General features: G+C 42.4%; 1 protein-coding gene. It reads right to left on the reverse strand.

Translation table 11 applies throughout. From position 1 onward, the window contains the following. The coding region (locus IE260_RS43615) for a DnaB-like helicase C-terminal domain-containing protein (RefSeq protein WP_506005126.1) at positions 1–479 on the reverse strand (479 nt) is incomplete at its 3' end. Positions 480–500: the final 21 nt, after the last annotated feature.

A 500-nucleotide genomic window follows, 5' to 3' on the forward strand; every position in this document is an offset into this window, starting at 1 on the left:
TAGCATTTGGCTAAATTTTCCCATTGATCATCATCAAGCCTCCCACTCTCTAAATCATGCATGTTAATAGAAGTGAGATCCGATAAAGCCCTTAAAGCGAGTTGCTCCGCAGACATTTCTAAACTAAAAACCGCTACCCCCCTATCGTCATTGAGCGCGCTTAAGACCATGTTCATCATCAAACTGGTTTTACCCATAGACGGCCTTGCCCCTATAATGACTAAACTCCCCTTATTAAAACCGCTCGTATAATTATCTAATTGGACAAAGCCAGTCGGTATGCCAGTAACTTCCAAACTCCCTTTTCTTTGGTTTTCTGTAATAAGATCCATCGTGCTTTCAAGCACTTCTTTAATATCCCTAAAGCCCTCTATCGTGCTGCCGTTCAATAGCGCATAGACTTCTCGCTCCACAGCGCCTAAAATATCGCTGGATTTTTGCGCACTTTCTAGGGCTTGCTCTCTAATGGTGTTAGCCAAGCCAAAAAGTTTTCGTTTAAT

The sequence above is a fragment of the Streptomyces viridiviolaceus genome (assembly GCF_014650995.1).
Taxonomy (GTDB): domain Bacteria; phylum Actinomycetota; class Actinomycetes; order Streptomycetales; family Streptomycetaceae; genus Streptomyces; species Streptomyces viridiviolaceus.